The following is a 21,951-nucleotide window of genomic DNA, read 5'->3' on the forward strand; positions in this document are numbered from 1 at the left end:
CCCCTATCCCTCCAGCCGCCGCACCATGTGGACGCGGCGGAACCCGTCCTCCTCGCGCAGCGCCGTCTCGGTGAAGCCGGCGCGCGCGTAGATCGCCCGGTTGCGCGTCATCCGCTCGTTCGTCAGAAGGCGCAGCTCCGGCAGGCCCAGGCGCCGCGCCTCCGCCTCGGCGAAGGCCAGCAGCGCGCGGCCGATCCCCTGGCCGTGCCGCCCGGGCTCCACCGCGAGGTCCTCGATCCAGAGGTGGTCGCCCCGCGCCTCGATCACCGCCAGCGCCACGAGGGCGCCGTCCCGCTCCAGCACATGGGCCTGGCCCCGCGCGATGCGGGCGGCGAAGTCGTCGTCCATTGGCGCGGGGCGGCGGCCGAGCAGCGGCACGTAGGGCGCGTAGGCCCGCTGCACGAGCGCGCGGACGGCCTCCGCCTCCTCCGGCCGGGCGGGGCGAAGCGCGCTCATCCCGCGATCACCAGCAGGGCGCCCGCGGTGGTCGCCAGCGCCAGGATGCCCGCCCGCAGCCGCGGCCCGGTCAGCCAGCGCCGCGCCGGGCCCGACAGCGCGGCGCCGACCGCCACCCCGGGCAGCAGTTCCAGCGCGAGCAGCGGCGTGTTCCAGTCCGCCCGCCCCGCCGGCACCGCGAGGAGGAGGAGCGTGCCCTGGGCGATCAGCCAGAAGAGGCCGAGGAAGCCCCGGGCCGCGGCGGCCGGCAGGTGCGACACGGCGAGGCCGATCAGCGGCCCGTGCACCGCCGCCAGCCCGCCCATCACCCCCGAGACGAGCCCCACCCCCGCCAGCACCGGCGGCCGCGGCGCCACCGGGGGCGAGAGGAGGGTGAGTGCCGCCGCCACGAGGATCACGACGCCGCAGCCCCGGCGCGAGGCGAGCTCCGGCCAGGCGGCCCCCAGCGCCAGGCCGATCGCGGTGCCGGCCACGACGCCGGCCACCGCCGGCCGCAGCAGCCCCGCCGGCACCGCGCCCGCGTTCGCCCGCCATTGCCCGAGCAGCAGCACCATGGCCGCCGCCGAGAAGGCCACCGGCACCAGCCGCGGCTCGATCACCAGCAGCAGCGGCGCCCCGACGAGGGCGGCGCCCACCCCGGCCGCGAGCTGCACGACGCTCGCCGCCGCCATGACGAGGGTGGCAAGGAGGAACTGGGTGAGGTCCAGCCCCGCCATCCGACGCGGCCGCGGATCAGACGGCGGTGCCGCCGATCGTCAGGCCCCGCATCTTGAGCGTCGGCTGGCCCACGCCCACCGGCACGCCCTGGCCCTGCTTGCCGCAGGTGCCGATGCCGGCGTCGAGCGCCATGTCGTTGCCGATCATGGAGACCTGGGTCAGCGCGCTCGGCCCGTCGCCGATCAGCGTCGCGCCCTTCACGGGGGCGCCGATCTTCCCGTCCTCGATCATGTAAGCCTCGGAGGCGGAGAAGACGAACTTGCCGGAGGTGATGTCCACCTGCCCGCCGCCGAAGTTCACGGCGTAGAGGCCGCGCTTCACGCTGCGGATGATCTCCTCCGGGGCATGGTCGCCGCCGAGCATCACCGTGTTGGTCATGCGCGGCATCGGCGCGTGGGCGTGGCTCTGGCGGCGGCCGTTGCCGGTGGGGGCGACCCCCATGAGGCGGGCGTTCTGCCGGTCCTGGATGAAGCCGGTGAGGATGCCGTCCTCGATCATCACGGTGCGGCCGGACGGCGTGCCCTCGTCGTCCACGGTCAGCGATCCGCGCCGGTCGGGGATGGTGCCGTCGTCCACCACCGTCACGCCCTTGGAGGCCACGCGCTGGCCCATCAGCCCCGCGAAGGCCGAGGTACCCTTGCGGTTGAAGTCGCCCTCGAGGCCGTGGCCGATCGCCTCGTGCAGGAGGATGCCCGGCCAGCCCGGGCCGAGCACGACCTCCATCTCCCCGGCCGGCGCCGGCACGCTGCCGAGGTTCAGCAAGGCCTGGCGCAGCGCCTCGTCCACCGCGGCCTTCCAGGAGGCCTCGCCGAGGACGCGGTCGTAGCCGAAGCGGCCGCCCATGCCGTGGCTGCCCGTCTCGCGCCGCCCGTTCGCCTCCACGACGACCGAGACGTTCAGCCGCACGAGGGGGCGGAGGTCCGCCACCTCGCGCCCGTCGCCGCGCAGGATCCGCACGGCCTGCCACTCGCCGTAGAGCGAGGCCATCACCTGCACCACGCGCGGGTCGCGGGCGCGGGCGAAGGCGTCGATCTCGGCGAGGAGGGAGGACTTGGCCGGGAAGTCCATCGCGTGCAGCGGGTTGGCGGCGTCGTAGAGCCGGGCGTTGGTCGCGCGCGGCGGCTCGGCCACGCGGATCGCCCCCTCGCCGGGCAGGCCGCGCACGGCGGCGGCGGCGCGCCGGAGCGCGGGCGCGCTGACCTCGCCGGCATGGGCGTAGGCGGCGGCCGCGCCCCGCACCGCGCGCAGGCCGAAGCCGCGCTGGGTGTCGAAGGTGGCGGAGCGGATGCGGCCGTCCTCCAGGCTCAGCATCTCGCTCTCCCGGTACTCCAGGAACAGCTCCCCGTCCTCCGCGCCCGAGAGGGCGTCGGCGGTGATGCGGGCGGCCTCGCCGCTGTCGAGCTCGCGGAAGAAGAGCCGGGCGGTGGCGTCGAGCGGGGTGTCGTGGTGGGTCGCGGAGCTCATGTCGGTGCCTCCTCGGCCGGCGGCAGGGCCAGCCTCGCGGTGGTGCCCAGGCCGGGCATGCTTTCGAGCGTGAGGCCCAGCCCCATCGCCTCGGCGATGGCGCGGGCCAGATAGAGGCCGAGGCCGGAGCCGGCGTAGCGGCGGTCGAGCCCGGCCTCGAGCTGGGTGAAGGCCTCGAAGGCGCGGGGGATGCTCTCCGGCGCCATGCCGATGCCCGTGTCGGTGAGGCTGACCGCGCTTCCCCCGCCCTCGGCCGGCGCGCCGGCCAGGACCACGCGCCCGCCGGGCTGGGTGAACTTCACGGCGTTGGAGAGCAGGGCGTCGAGCACCTGGCCGAAGCGGGTGGGGTCGCCCCGCATCGGCGGCAGCCGGTCCGGCACGTCGAGGACGAGGTCCACCCGCGCCTCCTTCGCCGCGTTGCGCCGGGCGTTGGCCGCGGCGCGGAGGACCGGCGCCGGGTCGAAGACGGCGCCCCGCAGGGCGAGCGTGCCCGCCTCGATCCGCGTCGCCTCCAGCAGCCCGTCCACGAGGCCGAGGAGCTGCCGGCCGGCGCTCAGCACCTCGGCCGCGTGGTCGCGGATGAGGTCGAGCCGGTGCTCCTCGATGATGGCCTCGGAGAAGCCGATCACGGCGTGCAGCGGCGTGCGCAGCTCGTGCGTCATGGTGGCCAGGAAGCCGGACTTGGCACGGGACGCCGCCTCGGCCGCGTCGCGCGCGGCCTCCAGCTCGGCGCGGACCCGGCGCTCCTCGGTCACGTCGCGGTAGGTGCGGATGAAGCCGCCGTCCGGCGTGAGGTCGGTGCGGACCTCCAAGATCGTGCCGTCCGGGCGGCGGCGGATGTAGCGGTTGCGCGTCTCGAGCGGGCGGTCGCCGCGCCAGGCGACGAAGCTTCGCGCGTCCTGCTCGTCCGGCCCGAACTCCTTCGCCGCCACCTGGAACTGCCGCAGGTCGAGCAGGTGGGTGCCGGGCTTCATCTGCTCGACCGTGAGCCCCGTCATGTGGGCGGCCAGGGCGTTGGCGGCGATCAGGTGCCCCTCGGCGTCGAAGAGGGCGACGCCGTCCGGCTGGTTGTCGAGCATCGCCTGCAGGGTCGCGGCGCGCCGCTCCGCCCGCTCCTCGGCGTGGGTGAGGGCGGTCACGTCGGTCATCACCACCACCTGCCCGCCGTCCGGCAACGGCACGAGGCGGACGGAGACGAGCGTGCCGTTGGGCCGGCGGCGCGTGCGCTCGTAGGCCTCGGGGTGGTCCAGGCCCTCGGCCGGCATGGCCAGCGCCGGGTCGCGCTCCGGGCCGAACTCGCCCTCGGCCACGCGGCGGGCGAAGATGTCGCGCTGGTGCTCGCCGATCGCGACCTCGGCGCCGGCCATGATGCTCTGGTAGGCGGCGTTGACCATGCGCACCCGCCGGTCCGGCCCGTAGACGCAGACGCCGTGGGGCAGGGCCGCGAGCACGCCGTCGAGCAGCGCCGCGCGCTCCTGCGCCGCCTGCTCGGCCTGGCGGAGGGCGGTGACGTCGCCGACCTCGGTGAGGACGCCCCCCTCGGGCACGGGGCGGGCGCGGATCCAGAGGGTGGAGCCGTCCGGCCGCTCGCGCCGGAAGACGCTCGTCTCGCGCACGCCGCGGAGGGGAAGGTCCGCCACCTCCTCGGGCGTCATGCGGTCGAGTTCACCCGCGCGGCGCAGGTGCTCGAACACCTCCGCCCGGGTCATGCCGAGCCGGATCGCGCCGTGCTCCGTGCTGATGAGCCGGTCGTAGGCGCGGTTGAAGTAGGTGAGGCGGCCCGCGTGGTTGCTGACGGAGACGCCGGTGTCGAGGCGGTCGAGGATGGCCTCGAGGAGCGCGGCGTGCTCCACCGCCTCCGCCTCGGAGCGGCGGATCCCGGTAATGTCCATCGAGAGGCTGAGCGACCCGCCGCCGGGCAGGGGCGTGCTCGTCATCTCGTGCCAGCGGCCGGCCGCGTTGCAGGCGAGGAAGCGGTAGACGCGGCGCCGGTCGAGCGCCGCGACGGCCTCCCGCCGGTCGTCGGGACCCTCCGTCCCGTAGTGGCCGGCCCGCGCCATCAGCGCCGCCACCTCGGCCACCGGGGTGCCGGGGGGAAGCGGGCGCGCGGCCTCGCCGGCCTGCGCCCAGAAGGCGGCGTTGGCGTAGGAGAGGCGCCCCGCGGCGTCGTAGACCGCGACGCCGGCGGGCAGGCTGTCGAGCACAACCCAGGGCGGGTTGTCGCGGCAGGGAAGGGCGGTCACTCCCGGATCGCCGGGCGGGGCCGGCGCAGGCTGTGCAGGAGGATGATCGCCCCGCCGAGGACCGCGACGGCGACGCCCTGGTGCAGCGTTCCCAGCCAGACCGGCACGACGTTCAGCAGGGTTGCCACGCCCAGGCCATACTGCAGCATCACCACCCCCGCGAAGCCAAGCGACGCCCGCCGCGCCGCGCCCTGGGGCAAGCGCGCGAGCGCCAAGGCCGCCAAGACTAGGGCGGCGACGCCCGACAGGGTAGCCAGCAAGCGGTGGTTGAACTGAACGGCGGCAATATTCTCCACTAGGTTGCGGCCGAAGGGCGACAGGGCGGCGTAGCCCTCCGGCACCAGGCGGCCGTCCATCAGCGGGAAGGTGTTGTAGTCGAAGCCCGCCCGGAGCCCCGCGACGAAGCCTCCCGCCAGCATGGCCAGCACGACCAGCCCCGCCGTGGCGTGGGCGAGCGGCCGCAGCGGCGCCGCCTCGGGCGGGGCGTCGCGCCGCGGGCGCAGCAGGGACAGCGCGGTCGAGAGAAGGACGGCGAAGAGCAGCAGCGCGAGGCCGAGATGGATGACGAGGCGCCAGGGGGAGACAGCGGTGCGGTCCGCCTCGAAGCCGGAGGCGACCATGAACCAGCCCACCGCCCCCTGCAGGCCGCCGAGGACGAGAAGCAGCACCAGGCGCCGCCCGTAGCCCTTCGGGATGGCCCCCCTCAGCCAGAACCAGGCCAGCCCGCCCGCGAAGACGAGGCCGATCAGCCGCCCCCAGAAGCGGTGCGCCCATTCGAGCCAGAAGATGCCCTTGAAGCCCTCCAGCCCGAAGCCGCGGTTCACCAGTTCGTATTGCGGGATGGTGCGGTAGAGGTCGTAGAGGCGGTTCCACTCCGCCTCGTTCATCGGCGGCAGGGTGCCGCGGAAGGGGGCCCATTCCATGATGGAGAGGCCCGAGCCGGTCAGCCGCGTGGCGCCGCCGAGGGCCACCATCGCCCAGACCATGGCGGCGACGACGAGCAGCCAGACGGCCACGGCGCGGGACCGGCGATCGGGCGCGGCCGCGGTGCTGAGATAGGGGGCGTGGGCGTCGAAGGGCATGGCGTCCGGCATATTGGGTGGACGGGGCGGGGCTGCACCCACAAAGAAGGACGTGCCGGCCCCGACGGCAAGAGTGGGTGGCACCGCGCGCCGTGAAAGACCAGGGCGCGCGCGGCCGGTAAGCCTTGCGTGCCCGCCACCTCGCCCCGCCCGTGCCCGCGGCACGGCCCGGTGACAGGCGCGCTGGACGCGCCCCCGGGCCCCTGCTACCCCCCGCCGCCGGATGTCCCTGCCTCCCTCCCTGCCCGGCAGCCCGGCTTCCGGCCCCGCCTCACCCGTCCTCCCCGGACAGGGCCCCTCCATCAGCGTGGTCGTGCCCGTGCGGAACGAGGCGCCGAACATCGCCCCTCTCGTCGGCGAGATCACGGCCGCCCTGGCCGGCGTGCCGCACGAGATCGTCTACGTGGACGACGGCTCCTCCGACGACACCGCGGGCGCGGTGCGCGCCACGGCGGCGGCGGGTGCGCCCGTGCGGCTGCTGCGGCACGCCGCCTCCTGCGGGCAGTCGGCGGCGGTGGTGACGGGGGTGCGGGCCGCCCGCGCGCCCTGGATCGCGACGCTGGACGGCGACGGCCAGAACGACCCCGCCGACATCCCCCGCCTCTGGGCGCGCGCGCGGGCCGAGGGGGCGGAGACGCTCGTCGCAGGCTGGCGCACCACGCGCAAGGACACGGCGACGAAGCGCTTCACGAGCCGCGTCGCCAACCGCGTGCGCGCCCGGCTGCTGGGCGACGCGACCCCCGACACCGGCTGCGGCCTGAAGGTCTTCCCGCGCGACCTCTTCCTCGCCCTCCCGCATTTCGACCACATGCACCGCTTCCTGCCCGCCCTCGTGCTGCGCGGCGGCGGGCGGGTGGTCAGCGAGCCCGTGGGGCACCGCCCGCGGGTGCGCGGCGTCTCCAACTACGGCACGCTCGACCGGCTGGCGGTCGGGATCGTGGACCTCTTCGGCATGATCTGGCTCCAGCGCCGCTGGAAGCGCCCGCGGCTGCTGCTCGAGGAGGCGCCCCCGCCGGAGGGGAGGGCATGAACCGCACGGCCCCGCCCCCCGCGCCCGGCGCCGCCTCCCGCCCGGCCCTGGCCGCGGCCGGGCGCCTGGCGCTGCTGGCGGTCGGGCTCGGCCTCGCGGGCTGGGTCATCCGCTCCCTCGGCCTGGCGCCGGGCGGCGAGACCGGCACGGAATGGGTGGACCACTGGATTCGCGGCCAGGGGCTGCAGGGGGAGGCGCTCTTCCTCCTCGCCGGCGCCGCCGCCGCGGCCGCGGGGCTGCCGCGGCAGGGGGTGGCCTTCCTCGGCGGCTACGCCTTCGGCGCGGCGATCGGCACGCCCCTCGCGCTCGTCGCGCAGGTCCTCGGCTGCGCGGCCTCCTTCGGCTGGGCGCGGCTGCTCGGGCGGGACTGGGCGGCGCGGCGGCTGGAGGGGCGCTTCGGCCGGCGCCTGCGCCCGGTGCACGACCGGCTCGTCGCCAGCCCCTTCGGCGCCACCCTCGCGCTGCGGCTCCTGCCGGTGGGCAACAACCTCGCGCTCAACCTCCTCGCGGGGCTCTCGGGCGTGCGGCCGCTGCCCTTCCTCGCGGGCTCGGCCCTCGGCTACCTGCCGCAGACCCTCGTCTTCGTGCTGCTGGGCAACGGCGTGGCGGTGGACCGCACCGCGCAGCTCGTCCTCGGCGGCGCGCTCTTCGTCGTCTCGGTGGCGCTCGGGACCTGGCTGCTGCGGCGCGAGGCGCCGGTGGACTGAGGAGCGGCCTCAGCGCCGCTCCGGCGCGCCCGCCAGGCCCATCAGCCGGTCCAGCAATTCCCAGAGGAGCGAGGGCTCGGGCGGCGGGGCCGTGCCCTCGGGCTGGCGGGCGCGGAAGCGGGCAAGGGCCGCCGGCGTGTCCGAGAGGCGCAGCTCCGCCGGTTCCACCATGGCCTGGGCCTCGGGCACCAGGGGGCCGGTGACCCGCACCAGCACGCGCGCCGCGCCGGGAAGCTCCGCCGCGGCGCGGGCGAGGTCCGCCGCGCGGGGGGCGCAGATGACGGAGCGGCCCTCCAGCGCGCAGGGCAACTCGAACAGCGGGCTGGGCGGGAAGCGAAGCTGGACCGTGCCCGCGAGGGCGAGCGCCCCGCGCGCCGCGCCCTCCAGGGAGAGCTCCCGCGCCACCACCACGGGCACCAGCCGCCCGCCGCGCTCCGCGACCTCCAGCGCGAGGGGGGCGAGGCCGGCGGAGGCGGGCTGCACGGGCTGGCTGTGCAGCATCCGGCACTCCGAGCGGTCGGTCATGCGGTCGGTCGCGCAGGTGAGCAGCCAGGGGCCGAAGGTCTCGGTCCGCGGCCCGCCCTGCGCGAGGGCGGGGGAGGCGAGCAGGGCGAGGGTGGCGACGAGGCGGCGCATGCCCCACCTTCGCACGCGCGCCCCGCCCCCGCGCCCCGCGATCGCGTGAACCAGCCCGCCCGGAGAACCCCCGCATGCGCTCCATCCGCTTCCCCGACGGCACCGAGGTGCCCGCGCTGGGCCAGGGCACCTGGCACATGGGGGAGCGCGGCGCCGACCGCGCGGCCGAGGCCGGCGCGCTGCGGCTCGGCCTCGACCTCGGCCTGCGGCTGATCGACACCGCGGAGATGTACGCGGACGGCGGCGCCGAGGAGGTGGTGCGCGAGGCCGTGGCCGGGCGGCGGGACGAGGCCTTCATCGTGAGCAAGGTCTACCCGCAGAACGCCTCCCGCGCCCGCATGGCGAAGGCCTGCGAGGCAAGCCTGCGGCGGCTCGGCGTGGAGGCGGTCGACCTCTACCTCCTCCACTGGCGCGGTGGCGTGCCGCTGGCCGAGACGGTGGAGGCCTTCGAGTCCCTTCGCCGCGCCGGCAAGATCCGCCGCTGGGGCGTGTCCAACCTCGACGTGGACGACCTCGAGGAGCTCGGCGCCGCGCTGCCGGACTGCGCGACGGACCAAGTCCTCTACAGCCTCGAGGCGCGCGGTCCGGAATTCGACCTGCTGCCCTTCTGCGCGGGGCGGGGGATGCCCGTGATGGCCTACTCGCCGGTCGGGCAGGGCGGCCGGCTGCTGCGCAACCCCGCGCTGCGGCGGGTGGCGGAGCGGCACGGGGTGGGCCCGGCCGCCGCGGCGCTGGCCTTCGTGCTGCGGCGGGAGGGGGTGATCGCCATCCCCAAGGCAAGCGACCCCGCGCATCTCCGGGAGAACGCGCGGGCCACGGGGATCGCCCTCTCGGAGGAGGACCTGCGGGAGCTGGACGCCGCCTTCCCGCCGCCGCGCCGCAAGGCGGCGCTCGCGATGCTCTAGCCGCGCGGCGCGGCGCCAGTCAGCGCCCGCCCGCGCAGGAGAGGCGCGGGGCCTCGGGCGGGTTCACGCCGAGGCTGCGCATCGCGTCCACCAGCTCGCGGGTGCGGAAGGGCTTGCGGAGGAAGCGCTCCCGCGGCCCGAACTCCCGGCCGTTCCCGTGGGACGGGCGGCCGGTGAGGTAGATGACGGGCAGCCCGGGGTGCTTCTCCTGCGCCATCCGCGCGGCCTCGAAGCCGCTCGGCCCCGGGCCGAGGTCGATGTCGGTGAGGAGAAGGCTGCAGCCATCGCTCGCGGCCAGGCGCGCCATCGCCTCGCCGACATTCGTGGCGGGGCAGACGGCAAAGCCCTCCGCCTCCATGATGTCCGTGAGGACATCGCGCACGAGGTCGTCGTCTTCGAGCACCACCACGTCGAAACCTGGCTCGCGCAAATTCATGGAACCCTCCGCCCTCATAACGTCCGAGAGGGAAGATCGTTCGGCACCGGGGGAAAGCGCGGCAGGAGATGGGGGGCGGGAGGCGGGCGTCAATGGTGCCTTGCGCGCCCGCGCGGGCGCGGCTTCCCTGCGGGCGCATCGGGAAAGGGACGTCGCATGACCAGCAGGGCGCCGCTGCGCGTGGCCGTGGCCGGGTTGGGGGCGGTGGGCACCGCCGTCGTCGCGGCGCTCCAGGCGGGGTTGCCGGGTTGCCGCCTGGCCGCCGTCTCCGCCCGCGACCTCGACGCCGCGCGCGCGCGGCTTCCCGAGGGGGTCCCCGCCGTGCCGCTGGAAGGGCTGGAGCCGCTGGCCGACCTCGTGGTGGAGGCCGCCCCCGCCGCGCTCCTCCCGGCCATCGCCGAGCCCTTCCTGCGAGCGGGGAAGGGGGTGGTCGTGCTCAGCGCCGGCGCGCTGCTGCGGGCGGGGCACCTCATCGACCTCGCGCGCGAGCACGGCGGGCAGATCACCGTGCCCACCGGCGCGCTGATCGGGCTCGACGCCGTCGCGGCCGCGGCGGAGGGGGTGATCCACTCGGTCCGCATGGTCACGCGCAAGCCCGTGCGCGGGCTGGTGGGCGCGCCCTACCTCGTCGAGAACGACATCGCGATCGAGGATATCCGGGAGCCGCTGCGGGTCTTCCGGGGCACGCCGCGCGAGGCCGCGGTCGGCTTCCCCGCGAACCTGAACGTGGCGGTCGCGCTGTCGCTGGCAGGGATCGGGCCGGACCGGACGGAACTCGAGATTTGGGCCGACCCGGCGCTCACCCGCAACACGCACCGCATCGAGGTGGAGGCGGATTCGGCCAGCTTCGCGATGTCGATCGAGAACATCCCGAGCGAGAACCCCAAGACCGGGCGCATCACCGCGCTCTCGGTCGTGGCCTGCCTTCGCAAGATGGGCGCGCCGCTTCGGGTCGGGACCTGACCGGCCGGCCCTATCCTCGGAACCGCCCGAGGAAGGCCACCACCTCCTGCAGCGTGGGCGGGCGCTGGAGCACCGCCCAGCGGTCCTTCAGGAAGGCGAGATAGGCGGCGCCGAGCGCGCTGGTGAGGCCGTAGGCCACCGCCGCGTTCACCGCGCCGCCGGCGACGCTGCCCACCCCCGGCACGAACTTCAGCAACGTGCCGACCGCCCGCGCCGCGACCCGCCCCCCCATCCCCGCCGCGGCCGGGCCGATCAGGGCGGCGGCGACGGCCTTCAGCGGCATCTCCTCGGCCGGGGTGCCCATGCGGACGGTGACGTCCACGATCATCTTCGCCTGCAGCCCGAAGAGGAGGGCGGCGTCGGCGAAGGGGATGGGCGTCGCCGAGAGGGCGGCCGCGGCCTTGGCGTGGGCGGCGATGGCGGCCTCGGCCTCCGCGATCTTGGGCGCGAGGGCGACGAGGTTGGCCGCCGCCGCCGCCGCGCGCCGCGCCTTGGGCAGGGCCGCGACGGTGGCGGCGACAAGCTCCTCCAGCCCGCGCGCCTCCACCTTCGCGCCCCCGGGGAAGAGCCGGGGGGCGGCCACCACGCGCAGCACCGTCGCCGCCTCGGGCACCAGGGCGCGGGCGGCGGCGGAGAGGCGGTCCTCCCCCCAGGCCTTGGTCAGCACGAGGATCACCGGCACGCCGTCCGCGGCCAGCCGGCGCGCCAGCTCCTGGTCCGCGGGCTCCACGCGCTCCCCGGCGACGTCGACGCAGAGCCAGGCGACGTGCAGCCGCTCCTCCTCCGGCAGGGTGGCCAGGCGGGTGAGCTCCGCCTTCACCGCCTCGCTCGTCTCGCGGTAGGCGCCGGGCTCGAGGCCGCGCGTGTCCGCGAGGTGGAGCGGCGCGCAGGGGTGGCGGTACCAGGTGGCCGCGCTGGAGACGGGCGCGCCCTCCCCGGTCTCGGCCACCACGCGGCCGAAGACGGCGTTCACCAGCGTGCTCTTGCCCGCGCCCGAGCGCCCGGCCAGCAGCACGTTGCAGCGCTGCATCCCCGCCAGCCGGTCCTCCACGCCGGGGATCGCGGCCACCGCGTCGTCCAGCAGGGTGGTCCCCCGGCCGAGCAGGCGGCCCACCCAGGTGCCGCGGCGCGGCGCCGGGCGGGTGAAGCCCCGCACCACCGCGGCCCGGTCGCCGAGCGCCGAGAGCTTGCGGACACGGAGCGCGGTGAGCAGCGCCAGCAGCCCGGGCGGCGCGTCCGCCCCCTCCACCAGCATCGGGCGCAGCGCGGTGGAGAGCGCGAGCGGGTCGGGGTCCTCCAGCCGGGCGGCGGCCGCGATCTCCGCCCGCTCCGGCCGCGTGCAAAGGAGAAGAAGGGGCAGCGGGTCGCCGCCGGCCACCGCGTGGCGGGCGTGTTCCAGGGCGGCGGCGATCGGGTCGACCTTGACGGGCCTGCGAAGCATCACGACGAGTCTGCCCAGCATGTCCCTCTCCGTCCAACCCCCGCCCGCGGCCGCCCCGGCCCTCCACGCCCCCGGCCACGAGGGCGGCAGCGCCTCCCTCATCGCCGCCCTCCTCGCGGGAAGCGAGAAGGAGCTGGCGGCGGAGCTGGAGCCGGCGGTGGAGGCCTTCATCGGCAACGCCGTGTTCCGTTACGTGGCCGAGGAGGCGCTGGTTGCCATCTCCGTCACCGCGATCTTCTTCGCCCTCGCCTTCGTCGCACCCTACCTGCCGAGCGTGAGCTGGGCGATCGCCGCCGCGGGCGCCGTGCTGATGTGGTACCTCGTCCACTTCGCGCGGGGGCTCGTCTCCACCTGGCCGCTGGCGCGGGCGCTGTTCCTGCTCCGCGGCGCGCCGGTCTTCCGCTTCGCCCTCTTCGTCCTCGCCCGCCACGCGATCACGCTGCTCGAGACGAAGATGGAGGAGGTCGGCCGCGCCGCCTCCCTCATCCCACGCCTCGGCCTGCGCGCGGCCCGGCTGGTCTACCAGGACGACCGCGACCGGGTGGCGCTGGCGCTGGCCGACGCGCTGGGCAAGGCGGTGCGGCGGGAGCTGCTCTGGACGGCGGCGCTGGGCCTGCTGCCCATGCTCGTCGTGATGTTCGGCTTCCGCTCCGCCCTCATGTGGAAGGCGGGGCTCTACGGGGTCGCGCACATGGCCTGGTGGGAGCTGCTGATGCTGCCCTTTCGCGGCAGCGGCCTGGCGCCCTAGGCCGGCGGCAGGAAGGGCCGGGAGAGCGCGAGCAGTGCCTCCACCCCGTGGGCGGGCAGCAGCACCGCGCCGTCCTCCCCGAGCAGGGGGCGGCTGTTGACGGCCGCGACCGGCGCGCCCGGCATGGTCTCCGCGATCCGGGCGCGGAGCCGCGCGTGGCCCTCGGGCCCCGGCTCCGCGTGGGTGAGCACGACGAGGCCCGGGATGCCCGCCGCCTCCAGCGAGGCCGCGAGCCCCGCCAGCGTGCCCGTGCCGGCGAAGGCGCGCCCGCCCTCCGCGTTAATGACGAGCCAGGCGAGGTGCGGGCGGCGCTCGGGCGGCAGGGCCGCGAGGGAGGCCTCGAAGGCCGCCACCTGCGCCTCGCTCGCGGCCGCCTCCAGCCCGCGCGTGTCGCCGAGGGCCAGCGGCCGGGGGGAGGCCTCGCCGTACCAAGTGGTGCCGGCCGTCACCGGCGCGCCGGCGCCGGCTGGGGCGGTGCCCTCGCCGAGGACGGCGTTCACCAGGGTGCTCTTGCCGGCCCCGGTGGGGCCGACGAGGAGGATGCGCCCGCGCGCGGCCGCCCAGTCCGGGGCCGCCGTCCCGGCCCGGGAACGAAGAAGGCCCGGGACGGCGCCGCGAAGCGCGCCCCAGGCCTTGCCAAGCAATCCCGCCATGGATCCTAGCGGAAGTTGAAGGGCGGCGGTTCCTCGTCGCCCGTGTCCGGCATCGGGACCTCGATCCGCACGGTGCTCGGGTCCACCCCGTTCCCCTTGTCGATCCAGTAGGTCACGCTTTCCGGCCAGAGGATGACGACGCCGACCAGCACGACCTGCAGCAGCAGCCAGGGGATCGCCCCCCAGTAGATGTCGCGCGAGAGGACGGTCTTGGGGGCGATGCCCCGCAGGTAGAAGAGCGCGAAGCCGAAGGGCGGGTGCATGAAGCTCGTCTGCAGGTTGATGCAGAGCAGCACGCCGAACCAGACGAGGTCGATGCCCAGCTTGGCCGCGACCGGGGCGAGCAGCGGCACGATGATGAAGGCGATCTCGAAGAAGTCGAGGAAGAAGGCGAGGAAGAAGACGAAGATGTTGACGAAGATGAGGAAGCCGACCTGCCCGCCCGGTACGCCCGACATCATGTGCTCGAGCCAGATGCTTCCGTCCACGCCCTGGAAGACGAGCGAGAAGACCGTGGCGCCGAGGAGGATGAAGATCACCATGGCGGTAATGCGCATGGTGTTGCCCATGGCCTCCCGCAGCAGCGCCCAGGTGTAGCGGCCGTTGGCGACGGCCAGCACCACGGCGCCGACCGCGCCCATCGCCCCCGCCTCGGTCGGGGTGGCCAGCCCCATGAAGATGGTGCCGAGCACGAGGAAGATGAGGACGATGGAGGGCACCATGCCCTTCGCGACGCGCCAGATCAGCGGCCAGCCGCGGGTGCCCAGCGCCTCGTCCGGCAGGGGCGGGACCTTGTGCGGGGCGAAGATCGACACGCCGACGATGAAGAGGATGAACAGCACGATCTGCAGGATCGAGGGGCCGATCGCGCCCGCGTACATGTCGCCCACCGAGCGGCCGAGCTGGTCGCCGAGCACGATCAGCACGAGGGAGGGCGGGATGAGCTGCGTGATGGTGCCCGACGCCGCGATCACGCCCGTCGCGATCCGCATGTCGTAGCCGTACTTGATCATGATCGGCAGGCTGATCATGCCCATGGCGATGACGGAGGCGGCCACGGTGCCGGTGATGGCGCCCAGCACCGCGCCCACCAGGATCACGGCGTAGGCCAGGCCGCCCGGGATCTTCCCGAAGAGCTGGCCCGTGCCCTCCAGCAGGTCCTCCGCCAGCCCGCAGCGCTCCAGGATCGCGCCCATGAGGGTGAAGAAGGGGATCGACAGCAGGAGGTCGTTCGACAGCGTGCCGAAGACGCGCAGCGGCAGGTTGCCGAGATAGGCGGTGGTGAAGAAGCCGAGCTCGATCGAGATGAAGCCGAAGAACAGCCCTACCGCGGCCAGCGAGAAGGCCACGGGGAAGCCGATCAGCAGGAAGACCACCAGCCCGCCGAACATCAGCGGCGGCATATAGTCCGCGTTCATGGAAAGTCCTGTCCGATATCGGTCTGGTGGGTCGCGCGCCGCCCGCTCACTGGAGCGGCCGCTCGTAGTCCACGACGGCCTCGCTCGCGGGCTTGAGGCCCCGCAGGAGGGCAATCCGCTTGATGAGCTCCGACAGCCCCTGCAGCGCGATCATGAGGAAGCCGAGGGGCAGGATCAGCTTCACGGGCCAGCGGATCAGCCCGCCCGCGTTCTGGCTGCCTTCGCCCCGCTGCCAGCTGTCGACGAAGAAGGGCCAGGTCATCCAGGCCAGCAGCAGCATCGCCGGAAGCAGGAAGACGATGATGCCCAGGATGTCCACCCAGAGCCGCGCCCGCTGGCCGAGGCTGCCGTAGAGGATGTCCACGCGGACGTGCTCGTTCCGGAACAGGGTGTAGGAGGACCCCAGCATCACCATGCCGGCGAAGAGGTACCACTGCACCTCCAGCCAGGCGTTGGAGGAGTAGGAAAGCCCGTAGCGCACGGTGGCGTTGCCGGCGCTGATCGCGCAGGCCAGCAACGTCATCCAGTCCGCCGCGCGGCCGAACAGCGCGTTCACGCTGTCCACGACCCGGCTGAAGGCGAGCAGGGGCTTCATCGTCACTCGTATCCCTTACTGTCTGGCAAGCCCGGCCTCAGCGCCGCGGCTGGCCCCCCGCCGGCGCCTGCTGCTCCTGCGCCTGCATGAGGTAGACGAAGCTGTCGTAGGAGTTCTCCGCCACGCGGAACCACTGGAGCTGGGTGTCGCGGAAGGCCTTGAAGTGGTCGTAGACCTTCTTGAAGCGCGGGTTGGCGGCCGCGGTCTCGTCGTAGAGCTCGAAGGTCGCGCGGTAGCAGGCCTGCATCACGTCGCGCGGGAAGGGGCGGAGCTGCGTGCCGTTTGCCAGCAGGCGCCGCAGCGCCGGCGGGTTCTGCGCGTCGTACTTCGCCATCGTCTCGATCGTCGCGTCGCGGCAGGCGCTGTTCAGCGTCTCCTTGTAGATCGCCGGAAGCTCGTCGTACTTCGCCTTGTTGATGTGGAGCGACAGGTTGAGCCCGCCCTCCCACCAGCCCGGGTAGTAGTAGAAGGGCGCGACCCGGTTGAAGCCGAGCTTCTCGTCGTCGTAGGGGCCGATCCACTCGGCGGCGTCGATCGTGCCGCGCTCGAGCGAGGCGTAGATGTCGCCGCCCGCGATCTGCTGCGGCACGGCGCCGAGCTTCTGGATGACGTTGCCCGCGAAGCCGCCGATGCGGAACTTGAGGCCCTTCAGGTCCTCGACGTTGCGGATCTCCTTGCGGAACCAGCCACCCATCTGGGCGCCGGTGTTGCCGGCCTGGAGGGAGACGATGTTGTAGCCCTCGAAGAACTCGCGCATTACCTCGTGCCCGCCGCCGGCGTTCAACCAGGCGTTGAGCTGGCGGAAGTTCATGCCGAAGGGCACGGTGCCATCAAAAGCGAAGGTCGGGTCCTTGCCGACGAAGTAGTAGGAGGCGGTGTGGGCGCACTCGATCGTGCCCTGCTGCACGGCGTCGACGGTGCCGAAGGCGGGCACGATCTCGCCGGCGGCGAAGGTGCGGATCTGGAACTTATTGTCGGTCAGCGCGGCCACGCGCTTGGCCACGTGCTCGCCGGCGCCGTAGATGGTGTCGAGGCTCTTCGGGAACGACGAGGCCATGCGCCAGCGGAGCTCGGGCATGGTCTGGGCGATGGCGGGGGCCGCAAGCGTGGTGGCCGCGGCAGCCGCAAGCGGCGCCCCCGCGACGAATCGACGTCGGTTCATTCGGTCTTCGTCTCCCAGCTGGGCCCGTCGCATGCGGGCCTTTCAGAACGCCCCTTAATCCCAGTGGGAGCCGCTGCCTAGCGCTCACTGTGCGTTGGGGTAACGAAACATATCACGTCTTCCCCAGCCCGGGCGCGCAGCGGGGGCGCCTTCCAGCGGGCAGGGCCGCCCCAGCCCGTCCTGTTCACTCTTCCTTTACGCAGACTCAGGAAAGCTGTGCGGGCCGGAAGATCCGGTGAAAACCCAAAACGAGGTTCCCTCCCCCGATGCCTGGTTCCGCCGCCAACAGCTTCCGGCCCGCCCAGCCCCGCGCCCTCCCGCCGATCCACTCCGCCTCCCTCCTGCAGGGACCCGCCGGCGTCACGCTGAACCTGCAGGGCGATGGCGGCGGCATGACCCAGGTCCCGCTGACGCTGGCCGCCCTGCGGGAGATCGCGGCCCTCGCCGGCTCCGCCCTCTCCGGCGGCGCGGAGGCCCTCCACCCGGGGCCGGCGGACGCCGCGGGCATGCCCGAGGCCCGCTGAGGCCGCCGCTCAGCCGAGCAGCAGCCCGACCCGCTCCGCCAGCTCCCCCTGGCGGTAGGGCTTCTGGAGGACCGGGATGCCCGGCGACAGCGCCCCGAGCTCCGCGTAGCCCGTGACGAGCAAGATCGGCAGGCCCGGCCGAATCGCCCGTGCTCGCTCGGACAGCTCCGCCCCGTTCATGCGCGGCATGGCGAAGTCCGCCACCATCAGCCGCACGCCCTCGTCGCCCTCCAGCAGGCGCAGCGCCGCCTCGCCGTCCGCGGCTTCCAGGATCTCGTGACCGAGGTCCGACAGGAAGCCGGCCGTCACGGAGCGCACGGTCGCGTCGTCGTCCACCACCAGGATCCGGGCGGGCGCGCAGGCCCGGGCCGTGCCGTCACCCGGCGGGACGCTCTCCTCGTCGCCCGCTGCCGCGGCCGGGAGGTAGAGCGAGACGCGGGTGCCCTTGCCGGGCACGCTGTCGATCGCCAGCCCGCCGCCGGACTGCCGCACCAGCCCATAGACCATCGGCAGGCCGAGCCCCGTGCCCTTGCCGACCTCCTTCGTCGTGAAGAAGGGCTCCAGCACGCGGGTCAGCACCTCCGGCGGCATGCCCGTGCCGGTGTCGGCGACGGAGACGCGGACATAGGCGCCGGCCGGCAGCTCCGGGATCTCGTCGGGGCCGATGGGGGCGTCGGCGGTCGCCAGGGTGATGGTCCCGCCCTCCGGCATGGCGTCCCGCGCGTTGATGCAGAGGTTGATGAGCGCGAGCTCGAACTGGTCGGGGTCCACGCGGACGGCGCCCGGGTCGGCCGCGAGGTCGCGCCGCAGCTCGAGCGCCCCGCCCGGGGGCGTGCCGAGGGTGCGGGCCAGCAGGTCGCCCATGCCGAGGATGAGCCGGTTCACCGAGACGCGGCGCGGCGCGAGCTCGTTCTGCCGGGAGAAGGAGAGCAGCCGCCGGGTGAGGGCCGATCCCCGCTCGGCCGCGAGGGTCGCGTTGTGCATGAGGCGCCGCAGCCCCGGCTCGTCGCCGACGCGCTTTCCCGCGAGGTGCAGGCTGCCGAGGATGGCGGTGAGCAGGTTGTTGAAGTCGTGGGCGACCCCCCCGGCCATGGTGCCCAGCGCCTGCATCTTGTCGGCCTGGCGAAGCCGTGTCTCCAGGCGCCGGGCCTCGGTGACGTCGCGGGCGATGGTGACGAGCACGCCGGCGCCGAGGGCGACGCGGCTGGTGTGCAGCCACCGGGGCTGCCCGTCCGGGCCGGGCGGCGCCTCGGCGAGCGCCGAGGCCGTGCCCGCGGCCAGGGCGTCCCGCTCGGCCTTCGCCAGGCCGGCGGCCGCCTCTGGGGAGAGGAGGTCCTCCTCCCGCCGCCCGAGGCAGGCGCCCGGCTCCAGGCCCAGCGCCGCGGCCTTGGCGGCGTTCAGCCGGATGAAGCGGCCCTGCGCGTCCTTGAAGGAGAGCTGGTCGGGCAGGTTCTCCAGCAATCCCTGCAGGAGGGCGCGCTCGGCCTCCAGAGCCCGGCGGAGGTCGTGCCGGTCGCGCGCGGCGCCGACCATGGCGAGCAGCGCCGCGGGTTCCCAAGGCTTGGCGGCGTAGCCCGCGATCCGCCCGCGGTTGAGCGCGCCAACGACGGCGTCGAGCTCCGCGTAGCCTGTCAGCAGCAGCGCCTCGGCGTCCGAATGGGCGCGGGCGCGCTCGAGGAAGGCGTCGCCGGTGAGGCCGGGCATGCGCTGGTCGGAGAGGATGACCGCCGGGCGCAGCCCGCCGGCGAGCAGCGCCAGGGCCTCCTCCGGGCGGGTGGTGGCGACGACCTCGAAGCCCTCCTCCAGGAGGTCGGTCAGCGCGGTGAGGATCTCCGCCTCGTCGTCCACGAGAAGGACGGTCGCGCGGTCGCCGGCGGCCAGGCCTGGAACCAGGCCCGTTCCCGGGCCCATCGCCCCGCCCAGCCCGTCGCCCGGCCCGTCCGTCACGGCGCGCCCTCCCGGGGGACGCGGATGGTGAAGCGGGCGCCGCCGCCCTCCCAGGCCGCGTCGTCCACCGCGATGCTGCCCCCGTGGGCCTCCACCACCGCGTAGGCGATCGACAGGCCGAGCCCCGTGCCGGCGCCGACGGGCTTGGTGGTGAAGAAGGGCTCGAAGATGCGGGCGCGGATCGGCTCGGGCACGCCGGGGCCGGTGTCGCTCACCTCGATGACGTAGTCCCCGCCCTCCTCGCGCGTGGCCAGGCGGATCCGGCCGTGGCCCTCGATCGCGTCGGCGGCGTTGCCCACCACGTTCATCACCACCTGGTTCAGCAGGGCCGGGGAGCCGCGGAGGACGCGCGGGGCGGCGAGGTCGCGCTCCACCACGATCCGATCGGACAGCTTGTGGGTCAGCAGGACGAGGATGGTGCCGATCGCCTCGGGCACGTCCACCTCCTGCGCGCCGGCCTCGTCGAGGCGGGAGAACTTCCGGAGGTTGCCGACGAGGTCCTGGATGCGGCGCAGCCCCATGGCCATGGAATCGGCGCGGGCCGTCGCCTTCTCCAGCGCCCGCGCCGCCTCCGCGTCGCCCGCCACGCGCGGCGCCACCTGGGCCAGCAGGCGGGACACCGTGCCCTGGTGCGCCAGGATGAAGGCCAGCGGGTTGTTGATCTCGTGCGCGATGCCCGCCACCAGCTCGCCGAGGGACGCCATCTTCGCGGCCTGGACGAGCTTGCCCTGGGTGTCCCGCAGCGCGCGGTTCGCGCTCTCCAGCTCCGCGTTGGCGCGGGCGAGCGCGCCGGAGAGGGCGGCGCGGGCCTCGGCGGAGGCGGCCTCGGCGCGGGCGCGCTCCACCTCGCGCAGCCGCTCGCGCATGGCGCTCTCGATCCGCCGGTTCTCCTCGCGCAGGAGCTTGCGGCGGACGAGGGCGCGGACGCGGAGCCGGATGGCCTCGGCCCCGGCCTCGGCGGGCAGCACGTCGTCGGCGCCGGCCTCGAAGGCGGCGGCGGGGGCGGGGCGGCTGCCGTCGATGGCGACGATCCGGAAGCCCGCGCCGGCCTGGCGCCGCGCCTCCAGCCCGCGCAGCAGGTCGAGCCCACCGCCCGGCAGGCCCGACAGGTTCACCACCACGCCGTCCCAGGGGTCGCCCGGGCGGTCGGCGGCGGCCTCGGCGCCGGCGCTGTCCACGCTCTCGACGCGGTCGCCGTCCGCGGCCAGGAGGCCGCCGAGCCAGAGGCGGTGGGTCCGGCCGTCGTCGACCAGCAGCAGCCGGGCACGGCGGAAGCCGGCGCCGGGGGAGTCCGGGGAGGGTCCGGCCTCGCCCTCGCCCTCCCCCCGGCGCAGCAGCGCGCGCAGGCGGAGGAGGATGATCTCCCGCCCCGCCGATTTCGGCGCGTAGGCGTCGGCGCCGCTCTCGAGGCCCCGCCGCTCGAGGTCGCCCCCGTCCGCGCCGCCCTCGGCGTCGGTCAGCATGAGCACGGGCAGGGCGCGGGCGCGGACGTTCAGGCGGATGCGGCGGACCAGCTCGTCGCCGTTGATGCCGGGCAGGTGGTGGTCGGCGATGACGAGGGCGGGCAGGGGGCCGTTCAGCGCCTCGAGCGCCGCCTCGCCGCTGCCGGCCCGGCTGACCGAGAATCCCTCCCCTTCCAGCATCCGGCGAAGCTGGAGGGCCTGGGTCTCGGAATCCTCCACCAGCAGGATGCGCGGGGCCTCGCCCGCCTCCCATGCCGTCTCGGCGCTCACCGCCCGTCCATCGCCTCCGATGCTCCCGCCATCGCCCGCAGCAGCCGCGGCCCGATGGCGTCGAGCGGCAGCGCCGCCGTCACGCCACCCAGGCGAACCGCCGCCGCCGGCATGCCATAGACGATCGCGGTCGTCTCGTCCTCTGCAAGCGTCGTTCCGCCGGCCGCGTGCAGGGCGGCGAGGCCCCGCGCCCCGTCCTCCCCCATGCCGGTGAGGAGGATCCCGAAGCCGCGCGGGCCGAGGACCCGGGCCATGCTGCCGAAGAGCACGTCCGCCGCCGGGCGCTGGCCGCCGACCGGCGGCGCGGCGCTCACCCGCATCAGGCCGCCCGGGGTGAGGGAGAGGTGGCGGTCGCCGGGGGCGACGTGGACGTGGCCGGGCTCCGGCCGGGCGCCGTCCCGAGCGAGGAGGACGCGGGGCGCCACCAGCCCGTCGAGCCAGGCCGCGAAGCCCTCCATGAAGGAGGCGCCCATGTGCTGCACGAGGAGGACCGGCGCCGGGAAGCCGGCGGGGAGGGCGCCCAGCACGCGGGCGAGGGCGGGCGGCCCGCCGGTGGAGGCGGCGATGCCCACCACCGCCGGCCGCGCCGCGGGCGCCGCCGGGCGGGCGGCCGCGGGCGGGCTCCCCGGCGCGGGGGCGGGCGCGCGGCGCTGCCGGATCACCGGCACCTGGCTCATGATGAAGAGCTGCGTGCAGATCGCCTCCGCCACCGCCTCCCAGCCCTCCCGCCCCGGGCCGAGCGGCTTCTCCACGACCGATAGCGCCCCGGCGCGGAGCGCGTTCATGGAGATACGCAGCCCCCCCTCCTCCACGGCGTCGGCGATGACGACGATCGGGGTGGGGCACTCCGCCATGATACGCCGCGTCGCCTCCAGCCCGTCCAGGCCGGGCAGGCGGATGTCCATGGAGACGACGTCGGGCCGCACGCGGCCGATCTCGGCGAGCGCCTCCTCGGCCGAGGGGACGGCGGCGGCGAGCGCGAGGCGCGGGTCGCGCGAGACGATGTGCGCGAGGAGCTGGCGCACCACCGCGCTGTCCTCGACGATCATGACGCGCACGGGCATCGCGCGTCCGGGCCCCTCGGCGGTCCG

21 protein-coding genes are annotated in these 21,951 nt (G+C 75.0%); 6 read left to right on the top strand and 15 right to left on the bottom strand.

From position 1 onward, the window contains the following. Positions 1–3: 3 nt before the first annotated feature. From EAH89_RS03250 to EAH89_RS03270, 5 genes are read right to left on the bottom strand one after another with little or no spacing between them, the layout of a single operon-like run. The gene (locus EAH89_RS03250) at positions 4–456 is read right to left on the bottom strand and encodes a GNAT family N-acetyltransferase (protein ID WP_140881337.1); all 453 of its coding nucleotides are present in this window, start codon (positions 454–456) and stop codon (positions 4–6) included. Next, positions 453–1,172, bottom strand: a complete 720-nt coding sequence (locus EAH89_RS03255) for a sulfite exporter TauE/SafE family protein (RefSeq protein WP_140881338.1) — start codon at positions 1,170–1,172, stop codon at positions 453–455. Before EAH89_RS03255 ends, EAH89_RS03250 begins: the two co-directional genes overlap by 4 nt. Before the next feature lie 16 nt (positions 1,173–1,188). Further along, positions 1,189–2,637 carry a metalloprotease TldD gene (gene tldD / locus EAH89_RS03260; RefSeq protein ID WP_140881339.1) on the bottom strand — a complete coding sequence of 483 codons (1,449 nt, stop codon included), beginning with the start codon at positions 2,635–2,637 and terminating at the stop codon, positions 1,189–1,191. After that, positions 2,634–4,880 carry a sensor histidine kinase gene (locus EAH89_RS03265; protein ID WP_161993461.1) on the bottom strand — a complete coding sequence of 749 codons (2,247 nt, stop codon included), beginning with the start codon at positions 4,878–4,880 and terminating at the stop codon, positions 2,634–2,636. The genes tldD and EAH89_RS03265 overlap by 4 nt, the downstream gene beginning before the upstream one ends. Further along, the gene (locus EAH89_RS03270) at positions 4,877–5,962 is read right to left on the bottom strand and encodes a COX15/CtaA family protein (protein WP_241666834.1); all 1,086 of its coding nucleotides are present in this window, start codon (positions 5,960–5,962) and stop codon (positions 4,877–4,879) included. Before EAH89_RS03270 ends, EAH89_RS03265 begins: the two co-directional genes overlap by 4 nt. 223 nt (positions 5,963–6,185) lie before the next feature. Here EAH89_RS03270 and EAH89_RS03275 point away from each other — a divergent pair, with 223 nt between their 5' ends. Together EAH89_RS03275 and EAH89_RS03280 are read left to right on the top strand one after the other, a co-directional pair. After that, a complete protein-coding gene (locus EAH89_RS03275) occupies positions 6,186–6,992 on the top strand; it encodes a glycosyltransferase family 2 protein (RefSeq protein ID WP_140881341.1) in 807 nt (268 codons plus the stop codon). Continuing rightward, positions 6,989–7,699, top strand: a complete 711-nt coding sequence (locus EAH89_RS03280; protein ID WP_140881342.1) for a TVP38/TMEM64 family protein — start codon at positions 6,989–6,991, stop codon at positions 7,697–7,699. The genes EAH89_RS03275 and EAH89_RS03280 overlap by 4 nt, the downstream gene beginning before the upstream one ends. A 9-nt stretch (positions 7,700–7,708) precedes the next feature. Here EAH89_RS03280 and EAH89_RS03285 read toward each other — a convergent pair whose 3' ends face one another. Then, positions 7,709–8,335 (bottom strand): hypothetical protein, encoded by a 627-nt coding sequence (locus tag EAH89_RS03285; RefSeq protein ID WP_140881343.1) that lies wholly within the window; start codon positions 8,333–8,335, stop codon positions 7,709–7,711. A gap of 74 nt (positions 8,336–8,409) precedes the next feature. On the opposite strand from EAH89_RS03285, the gene EAH89_RS03290 reads away from it, so the two are divergent. Next, a complete protein-coding gene (locus tag EAH89_RS03290; RefSeq protein ID WP_140881344.1) occupies positions 8,410–9,240 on the top strand; it encodes an aldo/keto reductase in 831 nt (276 codons plus the stop codon). 19 nt (positions 9,241–9,259) lie between these two features. On the opposite strand, the gene EAH89_RS03295 is transcribed toward EAH89_RS03290, so the two are convergent. After that, on the bottom strand, positions 9,260–9,676 hold the full coding sequence (locus EAH89_RS03295) for a response regulator (protein ID WP_161993462.1): 417 nt from the start codon (positions 9,674–9,676) through the stop codon (positions 9,260–9,262). Positions 9,677–9,832: 156 nt separating this feature from the next. Here EAH89_RS03295 and EAH89_RS03300 point away from each other — a divergent pair, with 156 nt between their 5' ends. Further along, the gene (locus EAH89_RS03300; protein WP_140881346.1) at positions 9,833–10,639 is read left to right on the top strand and encodes an aspartate dehydrogenase; all 807 of its coding nucleotides are present in this window, start codon (positions 9,833–9,835) and stop codon (positions 10,637–10,639) included. Positions 10,640–10,649: 10 nt separating this feature from the next. Here the strand turns inward: EAH89_RS03300 and EAH89_RS03305 are convergent, their stop codons facing one another. After that, positions 10,650–12,101: a GTPase gene (locus EAH89_RS03305; protein WP_140881347.1), complete on the bottom strand. Its 1,452-nt coding sequence runs from the start codon at positions 12,099–12,101 to the stop codon at positions 10,650–10,652. On the opposite strand from EAH89_RS03305, the gene EAH89_RS03310 reads away from it, so the two are divergent. Then, positions 12,100–12,828 (top strand): hypothetical protein, encoded by a 729-nt coding sequence (locus EAH89_RS03310; protein ID WP_140881348.1) that lies wholly within the window; start codon positions 12,100–12,102, stop codon positions 12,826–12,828. The genes EAH89_RS03305 and EAH89_RS03310 overlap by 2 nt on opposite strands. Here the strand turns inward: EAH89_RS03310 and EAH89_RS03315 are convergent. Genes EAH89_RS03315 through EAH89_RS03330 form a run of 4 tightly spaced genes read right to left on the bottom strand, consistent with a single transcriptional unit; the run spans position 12,825 to position 16,656 of the window. After that, the gene (locus EAH89_RS03315; RefSeq protein WP_140881349.1) at positions 12,825–13,481 is read right to left on the bottom strand and encodes a GTPase; all 657 of its coding nucleotides are present in this window, start codon (positions 13,479–13,481) and stop codon (positions 12,825–12,827) included. The genes EAH89_RS03310 and EAH89_RS03315 overlap by 4 nt on opposite strands. Before the next feature lie 5 nt (positions 13,482–13,486). Then, positions 13,487–14,899, bottom strand: a complete 1,413-nt coding sequence (locus EAH89_RS03320; protein ID WP_140881350.1) for a TRAP transporter large permease — start codon at positions 14,897–14,899, stop codon at positions 13,487–13,489. 46 nt (positions 14,900–14,945) lie between these two features. Then, a complete protein-coding gene (locus tag EAH89_RS03325) occupies positions 14,946–15,494 on the bottom strand; it encodes a TRAP transporter small permease subunit (protein ID WP_140881572.1) in 549 nt (182 codons plus the stop codon). A 37-nt stretch (positions 15,495–15,531) separates the two neighbouring features. Beyond that, positions 15,532–16,656, bottom strand: coding sequence for a TRAP transporter substrate-binding protein (locus EAH89_RS03330; RefSeq protein WP_140881351.1), 1,125 nt, complete (start codon positions 16,654–16,656; stop codon positions 15,532–15,534). A gap of 266 nt (positions 16,657–16,922) precedes the next feature. Here EAH89_RS03330 and EAH89_RS03335 point away from each other — a divergent pair, with 266 nt between their 5' ends. After that, complete coding sequence (locus EAH89_RS03335; protein ID WP_140881352.1) at positions 16,923–17,180, top strand: hypothetical protein; 258 nt, start codon at positions 16,923–16,925, stop codon at positions 17,178–17,180. Positions 17,181–17,189: 9 nt separating this feature from the next. Here EAH89_RS03335 and EAH89_RS03340 read toward each other — a convergent pair whose 3' ends face one another. From EAH89_RS03340 to cheB, 3 genes are read right to left on the bottom strand one after another with little or no spacing between them, the layout of a single operon-like run. Further along, on the bottom strand, positions 17,190–19,127 hold the full coding sequence (locus tag EAH89_RS03340; RefSeq protein ID WP_338325517.1) for a response regulator: 1,938 nt from the start codon (positions 19,125–19,127) through the stop codon (positions 17,190–17,192). Further along, entirely contained in the window at positions 19,124–20,860 is a 1,737-nt protein-coding gene (locus EAH89_RS03345) for an ATP-binding protein (RefSeq protein WP_241666835.1), read from the bottom strand. Before EAH89_RS03345 ends, EAH89_RS03340 begins: the two co-directional genes overlap by 4 nt. Beyond that, positions 20,857–21,924: a chemotaxis-specific protein-glutamate methyltransferase CheB gene (gene cheB / locus EAH89_RS03350; RefSeq protein ID WP_241666836.1), complete on the bottom strand. Its 1,068-nt coding sequence runs from the start codon at positions 21,922–21,924 to the stop codon at positions 20,857–20,859. The genes EAH89_RS03345 and cheB overlap by 4 nt, the downstream gene beginning before the upstream one ends. Between the last annotated feature and the right edge of the window lie 27 nt (positions 21,925–21,951).

Origin of the sequence: Muricoccus nepalensis (assembly GCF_006438825.1) — a bacterium.
Lineage (GTDB): Bacteria > Pseudomonadota > Alphaproteobacteria > Acetobacterales > Acetobacteraceae > Roseomonas > Roseomonas nepalensis.

Coding starts and splice junctions, on each gene's coding strand:
- EAH89_RS03250 (WP_140881337.1), bottom strand. CDS start 456: ATGAGCGCGCTTCGCCCCGCCCGGCCGGAGGAGGCGGAGGCCGTCCGC.
- EAH89_RS03255 (WP_140881338.1), bottom strand. CDS start 1,172: ATGGCGGGGCTGGACCTCACCCAGTTCCTCCTTGCCACCCTCGTCATG.
- tldD (WP_140881339.1), bottom strand. CDS start 2,637: ATGAGCTCCGCGACCCACCACGACACCCCGCTCGACGCCACCGCCCGG.
- EAH89_RS03270 (WP_241666834.1), bottom strand. CDS start 5,962: ATGCCCTTCGACGCCCACGCCCCCTATCTCAGCACCGCGGCCGCGCCC.
- EAH89_RS03275 (WP_140881341.1), top strand. CDS start 6,186: ATGTCCCTGCCTCCCTCCCTGCCCGGCAGCCCGGCTTCCGGCCCCGCC.
- EAH89_RS03280 (WP_140881342.1), top strand. CDS start 6,989: ATGAACCGCACGGCCCCGCCCCCCGCGCCCGGCGCCGCCTCCCGCCCG.
- EAH89_RS03285 (WP_140881343.1), bottom strand. CDS start 8,335: ATGCGCCGCCTCGTCGCCACCCTCGCCCTGCTCGCCTCCCCCGCCCTC.
- EAH89_RS03290 (WP_140881344.1), top strand. CDS start 8,410: ATGCGCTCCATCCGCTTCCCCGACGGCACCGAGGTGCCCGCGCTGGGC.
- EAH89_RS03295 (WP_161993462.1), bottom strand. CDS start 9,676: ATGAATTTGCGCGAGCCAGGTTTCGACGTGGTGGTGCTCGAAGACGAC.
- EAH89_RS03300 (WP_140881346.1), top strand. CDS start 9,833: ATGACCAGCAGGGCGCCGCTGCGCGTGGCCGTGGCCGGGTTGGGGGCG.
- EAH89_RS03310 (WP_140881348.1), top strand. CDS start 12,100: ATGTCCCTCTCCGTCCAACCCCCGCCCGCGGCCGCCCCGGCCCTCCAC.
- EAH89_RS03305 (WP_140881347.1), bottom strand. CDS start 12,101: ATGCTGGGCAGACTCGTCGTGATGCTTCGCAGGCCCGTCAAGGTCGAC.
- EAH89_RS03315 (WP_140881349.1), bottom strand. CDS start 13,481: ATGGCGGGATTGCTTGGCAAGGCCTGGGGCGCGCTTCGCGGCGCCGTC.
- EAH89_RS03320 (WP_140881350.1), bottom strand. CDS start 14,899: ATGAACGCGGACTATATGCCGCCGCTGATGTTCGGCGGGCTGGTGGTC.
- EAH89_RS03325 (WP_140881572.1), bottom strand. CDS start 15,494: ATGAAGCCCCTGCTCGCCTTCAGCCGGGTCGTGGACAGCGTGAACGCG.
- EAH89_RS03330 (WP_140881351.1), bottom strand. CDS start 16,656: ATGAACCGACGTCGATTCGTCGCGGGGGCGCCGCTTGCGGCTGCCGCG.
- EAH89_RS03335 (WP_140881352.1), top strand. CDS start 16,923: ATGCCTGGTTCCGCCGCCAACAGCTTCCGGCCCGCCCAGCCCCGCGCC.
- cheB (WP_241666836.1), bottom strand. CDS start 21,924: ATGCCCGTGCGCGTCATGATCGTCGAGGACAGCGCGGTGGTGCGCCAG.